The sequence below is a fragment of the Spirillospora sp. NPDC049652 genome (assembly GCF_040675125.1).
In the GTDB taxonomy this organism is placed as follows: domain Bacteria; phylum Actinomycetota; class Actinomycetes; order Streptosporangiales; family Streptosporangiaceae; genus Spirillospora.
This window is the reverse complement of record NZ_JBFAOF010000423.1, coordinates 1-5,828: the sequence shown is the minus strand read 5'-3', so window position 1 is coordinate 5,828 and position 5,828 is coordinate 1. Positions and strand designations below refer to the sequence as shown.

At 74.1% G+C, this 5,828-nt stretch carries 7 protein-coding genes and 1 pseudogene; 6 read left to right on the top strand and 2 right to left on the bottom strand.

The window, feature by feature from the left end; all coding sequences use genetic code 11:
- The coding region (locus tag AB0J52_RS24060) for a pentapeptide repeat-containing protein (protein ID WP_500184324.1) at positions 1-204 on the top strand (204 nt) is incomplete at its 5' end.
- Positions 205-252: 48 nt separating this feature from the next.
- Here the strand turns inward: AB0J52_RS24060 and AB0J52_RS24055 are convergent.
- On the bottom strand, positions 253-1,410 hold the full coding sequence (locus AB0J52_RS24055) for an FxsB family cyclophane-forming radical SAM/SPASM peptide maturase (RefSeq protein WP_500184322.1): 1,158 nt from the start codon (positions 1,408-1,410) through the stop codon (positions 253-255).
- Between the two features lie 122 nt (positions 1,411-1,532).
- Between AB0J52_RS24055 and fxsA the strand changes: the two genes are divergently transcribed.
- The 5 genes from fxsA to thpR all read left to right on the top strand — a co-directional run bounded on the left by fxsA (position 1,533) and on the right by thpR (position 5,555).
- Complete coding sequence (fxsA, locus tag AB0J52_RS24050; RefSeq protein ID WP_500184321.1) at positions 1,533-1,736, top strand: FxSxx-COOH cyclophane-containing RiPP peptide; 204 nt, start codon at positions 1,533-1,535, stop codon at positions 1,734-1,736.
- On the top strand, positions 1,733-2,995 hold the full coding sequence (locus AB0J52_RS24045) for a hypothetical protein (RefSeq protein WP_500184319.1): 1,263 nt from the start codon (positions 1,733-1,735) through the stop codon (positions 2,993-2,995). Before fxsA ends, AB0J52_RS24045 begins: the two co-directional genes overlap by 4 nt.
- Positions 2,982-3,266: a MarR family transcriptional regulator gene (locus tag AB0J52_RS24040; RefSeq protein WP_500184317.1), complete on the top strand. Its 285-nt coding sequence runs from the start codon at positions 2,982-2,984 to the stop codon at positions 3,264-3,266. Before AB0J52_RS24045 ends, AB0J52_RS24040 begins: the two co-directional genes overlap by 14 nt.
- Before the next feature lie 293 nt (positions 3,267-3,559).
- Positions 3,560-4,801, top strand: coding sequence for an MFS transporter (locus AB0J52_RS24035; RefSeq protein WP_500184325.1), 1,242 nt, complete (start codon positions 3,560-3,562; stop codon positions 4,799-4,801).
- 181 nt (positions 4,802-4,982) lie between these two features.
- On the top strand, positions 4,983-5,555 hold the full coding sequence (thpR, locus tag AB0J52_RS24030) for an RNA 2',3'-cyclic phosphodiesterase (protein ID WP_500184316.1): 573 nt from the start codon (positions 4,983-4,985) through the stop codon (positions 5,553-5,555).
- Between the two features lie 33 nt (positions 5,556-5,588).
- On the opposite strand, the pseudogene AB0J52_RS24025 reads toward thpR, so the two are convergent.
- Positions 5,589-5,828 (bottom strand): annotated as a pseudogene (locus AB0J52_RS24025) (hypothetical protein); the annotation flags it as partial.

Genomic DNA, 5,828 nt, shown 5'->3' with positions numbered 1-5,828 from the left:
GACCTCACCGGCGCGAACCTGACGCGCGCCGACCTCACCGACGCCGACCTCACCGGCGCGAACCTCACCCGCGCCGACCTCACCGACGCCGACCTCACCCGCGCGGACCTCACGGACGCCGACCTCACCGGCGCGCTGGGCGTCACGTCCGAACAGCTCCGCGAGGCGGGGAAGACCGCCGGCCTGACCGGCTTCACCGTCTGACCCGTCCGCGGTGCCGGCGCGCACCCGCTCACGGTGCCGGCGCGCGGGTCAGTGGGTTCTGTCGAGAGCGGCCGGCGGGGCGGCGAGGCTGGTCTGGAGGGTCCGGTGGATGTGGCTGTAGAGGAGGTCCAGGTCGGTGCAGTACACCGACCTGTGGTCGAAGCCCGAGCCGTGGCGGTAGCGGTGGGAGGGGTGGCCGCCGCCGCAGGTGGTCGCCCACCGGCAGGGGCGGCAGGGGGTCGGGACGCCGGCCGCGCCGCGCCGGCTCTCGATGACGGCGGGGTGGCGCAGGACGGTGTCGAAGTCGTGGTGGACGACGTCCAGGCCGAGGTCCGCGGCGCCCTCGAACGCGACCGCGAGGCTGCCGCACTGCTCGATCATGCCGTCGGTCTCGATGACGACCATCCCGAGCGGGGTGGTGCCGACGCTGCCGAGCGCGGACGCGCCGCCGAGCAGGACGTGGATGATCTCCTCGAACAGGCGGACGTGCGTCGCCGGCGGTTCGGCGAACCAGCGGTCGAAGACGGCGGTCAGCCATGCGGCGTGGGCGCCGGGCGGGGCGGCGGGCGGGGCCGTCCAGGTGGCGTGCGGCAGCAGGAGGTCCACGGTCGGGGGTGCGGACTCGCGCAGGGCGTCCCAGACGGTGAGGGGGTCGGCGGCCACGTCGACCACGCAGAGCAGGCCGCTGAACAGGTGCCGGTAGCGGGGCGCGGTGAGCGCGGCCAGTCCGCGCGCCACGCGGTCGTGGCTGCCGCCGCGGTGGGTGCGGCGGTGCCGGTCGTGGGTGGCCCGGTCGCCGTCGAGGCTGACGCCGACCAGGACGTCCAGCTCGTCGAAGAGGTCCAGGAAGCGGTCGGTCAGCAGGGTCCCGTTGGTCTGGACGGAGAAGTCGACGCGGGTCCCGACGGTGTCGCGGATGGTGCGCACGGCGTCCTCGACGCGGCGCGGGCCGGCGAGCAGGGGCTCGCCGCCGTGCAGGACGACCGAGACGTCGGGCAGCCGGTGCGCGCGGGCGTGTTCGGCGATCCGGTCCGCGACGGCCTGGACGGTGGCGTGGTCCATGAGCGGGGGGCGGTGCTTCCAGCGCTGGTCGGTTTTGGCGTACACGTAGCAGTAGTCGCACGCCAGGTTGCAGCGGCCGTGGAGTTTGATGATGAACTGTCGCAATGGCGGGGGCGGCGGGAGCTCACCGGCGACGGTGATCATGTATTGAGCCTACTTCGGCCATTTTCTTCTTTCCGTGTCGCTTGGCACTTTTCTTACCGGCGTCCTGTGGGAAGCTGCTCTTGGTGAGTCATGACGCTGGCCGCTGCACCCGGACGGTGAGGATGACCGAGACCGCGCGCCCGGACCCGCAGGTCACCCCGCCCGGGGAACCGCCGGACGGGCTCCCCGGGACGGTGCTGGACGCGGCGTTGCGCAGGGTCCTCAGGGAGCGGGAGCACGGGGGTCCGCGATGCGCGGCGTTCGACAACGAGTCGGGCGTCTTCCTCCGGATGCTGCGGCGGACGGCCGGTGAGGAGGCCGTGTGAGTGATCCGGTGCGCGCGCGGGCGGTGGTCTTCACCGCGGTGGTGAGCGGGCTCGGCAGAAGCGCGGCCGCGGTGAATACCGCGCTCATTCTCGCGGGCGCGGCGAAAAGGGTTCTGGTCATCGACTGGAGTCGCGAGGACCCCGGGGTGGCGCATTACCTCGAACGGTTCGACGGCGGCGTGCCGTCCACCGCCGGGGAGCTGGGGCGGCTGCTCGACCAGCTGACGGCGGGGCGCCGGGGGCGCTGGGCGATCCGGCGGTTCCGCCCGCCGGGGAGCGCCGTCCCGGTGGACGTGGCGACGGCCGAGCACGGGAACGCCGAGCAGGCCGACCTGAACTGGAGCATCTCCGCGGGCGAGCTGGCCCGCCGGGTCCGGACGGCGATCGACGAGTCGGCCTACGACCTGGTGCTGATCGACACCCCGAGCGACCCCTCGGAGAAGCTGCGCGAGGTCATCGCGCTGTCGGTCGGCCACGTCCTGGTCATGTCCAGCGGGTCCGCCCAGCGGGCGACCGAGGAGCGGACGCTGTACGAGGACATTCACGACGCCGCGACCGGCGACCTGCGCCTGACGACCGTGCTGTCCGACGCGAGCCTCCGCCAGGCGTCCGGCGACGGGCCGGCCCGCCTGGGCCGCGGGAACGACCCGGCGGAACGGATCCCGGGCGCGGAGGAGACGCGGCCGATCCGGGTCCCCTACGAGCCCGACCGCGCCGAGCGCCGCGTCCTCACGCTGCTCGCCGACCCGCCCGAGACCGAGGCCGTCCGCGCCTACCTGCGGCTGGTCGAGCGGATCACCGGCGGCGAGGTCACCTCGGTCCCGGTGCTGAGCGACGCGGCGCGCGCCGAGTACCGCAAGGCGTTCGGGCTGGAGAAGCTCGGCGAGCCGAGGCCGGTGACCGTCGTGCACGCCTGGCCGGACCGGCGCTGGGCCGACTGGGCGGCGACGGGTCGGGGCGGCGCGGACGGCTCATGCCATCAGCCTAGGCGCTGCGCCCCCCGTTCCGGGCGCCGGGCCGGTTCGGAAACGGCGTCGACGTGGGACGATGGAAACCGGGACCGCAGGGAGAGGGCACTGACCGTTGGACACCACCACCGCCGGCCTGGCCGAGGAGTTGCGCATCTCCGTCGCGCGCCTGTCCCGGCGGCTGCGCACCCTGCGTCCGGCCCGTCCCGACGACGCCAGGCCGCCGCTGACCCTCACCCAGTTCGCCGCCCTCGCCGCTCTGGCCCGGCACGGTTCCATGACGCCGCGTGAGCTGGCCGACCACGAGAAGGTCCAGCCGCCGTCGATGACCCGTGTCATCGCGTTCCTAGAGGACCAGGGGCTGCTGGCCCGCACCCCGCACCCCACCGACGGCCGCCAGGCGGTGCTGGCCACGACCGAAGCCGGGCACGCCCTGCTCGCCGAGGAGCGCCGCCGCAAGGAGCAGTGGCTCGCCCGCCGCCTGAACGAGCTCACCGACGAGGAACGCGACATCCTGCACCGAGCCGCCCCCGTTCTGGACAAGCTGAGCCGCTCCAGCTGACGCCCCGCCCCGGCCACCGGGGGCGACTTCCGGCGTCTCTGTGGGCGCCTGAGGGCGCCCGGACGCCCTGAGAGAGCCGCCGCCGCACGATGGCGGAATACCAAGCGCGGGCATATCGTTAGCAAAGTAAATGACTTTTGCTGCGGAGGTGTGTCTGCGTGACGGTGGCCCTCGGGACCGGAACGGCGGAGGAGACCCGGCGGACCGGACGGTCCGCGCACGAAACGAACGAGACGAACGAGACGGCCGAGAGCACTGAGCGGCCCGCTGACGAGACCGAGGCGCGGAACGGGATGTTCCGGTCGTTGCGGAACCGGAACTACCGGCTGTTCACCGGCGGCCAGGTCGTGTCCAACACGGGGACCTGGATGCAGCGCGTGGCCCAGGACTGGCTCGTCCTGGAACTGGCGCACGGCAACGGTGGCAGCGCCCTCGGGATCACCACCGGGCTGCAGTTCCTGCCGCTGCTGCTGTTCGGGCTGTGGGGCGGGGTCATCGCCGACCGGTACCCGAAGCGGCGGGTGCTGATGCTCACCCAGACGGCGATGGGCCTGCTGGCGCTGGTCCTCGGCGTGCTCGCCGCCACCGGGACGGCCCAGGTCTGGCACGTCTACGTGCTGGCGTTCCTGCTGGGCCTCGCGACCGTCGTGGACAACCCGACGCGGCAGTCGTTCGTGGTCGAGATGGTCGGCCGCGAGGACCTGCCCAACGCCATCGCGCTGAACAGCGCCACGTTCAACGGCGCCCGGCTGGTCGGTCCGGCGGTGGCCGGCGTGCTGATCGCGGCGATCGGCACCGGGCCGGTCTTCTTCGTCAACGCGGCCTCGTTCGCGGCCGTCCTGCTCGGGCTGTACCTGATGCGGACCGGCGAGCTGCGCACCGTGGAGCCGGTCGCCCGGGCCAAGGGGCAGCTGCGGGAGGGCCTGCGGTACGTGCGCGGACGGGCCGACCTGATGCTGGTGCTCGTCCTCATCGGCGTCGTGTCGATGTTCGCGATGAACTTCCAGATCACGGTGGCGCTGATCTCCCGGCAGGTGTTCCACTCCGGGGCGTCCACGTTCGGGCTGGCGTCCACGATGATGGCGGTCGGCGCGCTCACCGGGGCGCTGCTGGCGGCCCGGCGGGCGACCCGGCCCCGGTTCCGGATGCTGATCGGGGCGGCGCTGGTCTTCGCGGCGCTCGTCACGGTCGGCGGGCTGATGCCGACGTACTGGTCCTACGTGATCTCCCTGGTGCCCGCCGGGATCGCGATGATGACCTTCACGACCTCGGCGAACGCGATGATGCAGCTGGGCGTCGAGCCGGAGATGCGCGGCCGGGTGATGGGCCTCTACATGCTGGTCTTCCTCGGCACCAACCCGCTCGGCGCGCCGCTGGTCGGCTGGATGTCGCAGGCGTTCGGCCCCCGGGCGTCCGTGGTCGTCGGCGGCCTGATCGCCTTCGCCGCGACCGTGGGCATCGCGCTCGCGGCCATGCCCCGCGCCGAGATCCGGCCGACGCTCACCCGCCTCCTCGCCGCGACCGCCGGCCGCTGACCCCGCGCGCAGCGGCCGGAACCGGACGGCGCGCTGCCGATGCCGGTGACCGGTGGCGGTGACCGGTGGCGCGCGGCGCGGGGCGTCGGCGGAGGCCGACGGCGCACGTGGGAGGCGGTGTTCGCGTGACAAGGCCCGTCCGGGCTGAGAGGCTGGCGGACGTGGCACCCCGGGCGTACGCATGAGGCTGTTCGTCGCGCTGCTGCCCCCACCGGCCGTCCTGGACGAGCTGGAGGCGTTCGTCGGGCCGCTGCGGGAGACGGTGCCCGAGCTGCGCTGGACGCGCCGCGAGCTGCTGCACGTCACGCTCGCCTTCCTCGGCGACGTGGAGGACCGGACGCTCGACCGCCTGCTTCCCCGCCTGCAGCGCGCGTCCGCGCGGCACGACCGGCTCCGGCTGTCACTGGCGGGCGGCGGTGCCTTCCCGGGCGGCGGCGCGCACGCGCGGGTGCTCTGGACGGGCCTCTACGGCGACCGCCGCGACCTGGCCGGGCTGGCCGCCTCGACCGCCGCCGCGGGACGCCGCGCCGGAACGCTCCCCGACCGGCACAGCGCCTTCCGCCCGCACCTCACCCTTGCGCGCAGCCGCCATCCGGTGGACGTCCGGCCGCTGCTGGAGCCGATGTCGTCGTTCGCGGGCACGCCGTGGACGGCCGACAGCGTCCACCTCGTCCGCAGCCTGCTGCCCGGGAAGGGGCGCACCCAGGTCGAATACGAGCCGCTGGAGTCCTGGCCGCTTCGGGCCCCGCTCTAACGAGCGGCACCGCGCCGGCCCGTGGGCTCGGCGCTAGAGCTCCGGGGGCGGGGGCGTGGGGTGGTCGGCGTCCGGCGGGCCCCAGGGCAGGCCGTAGCGCTCGCAGGCGCGCCTCAGCTCGGCCAGGTCGGGCGGGAAGGTGACCTGCCGCAGGACGCGTCCGGTCGGGCTCCACACGACCAGCCGGGGCATCCGCTCGGCGGCGTCGTCGATGCCGACGCCCGCCACCCGGGCGCGCGCCAGCTCCCAGCGGACGCGTCCGCGCCGCGTGAC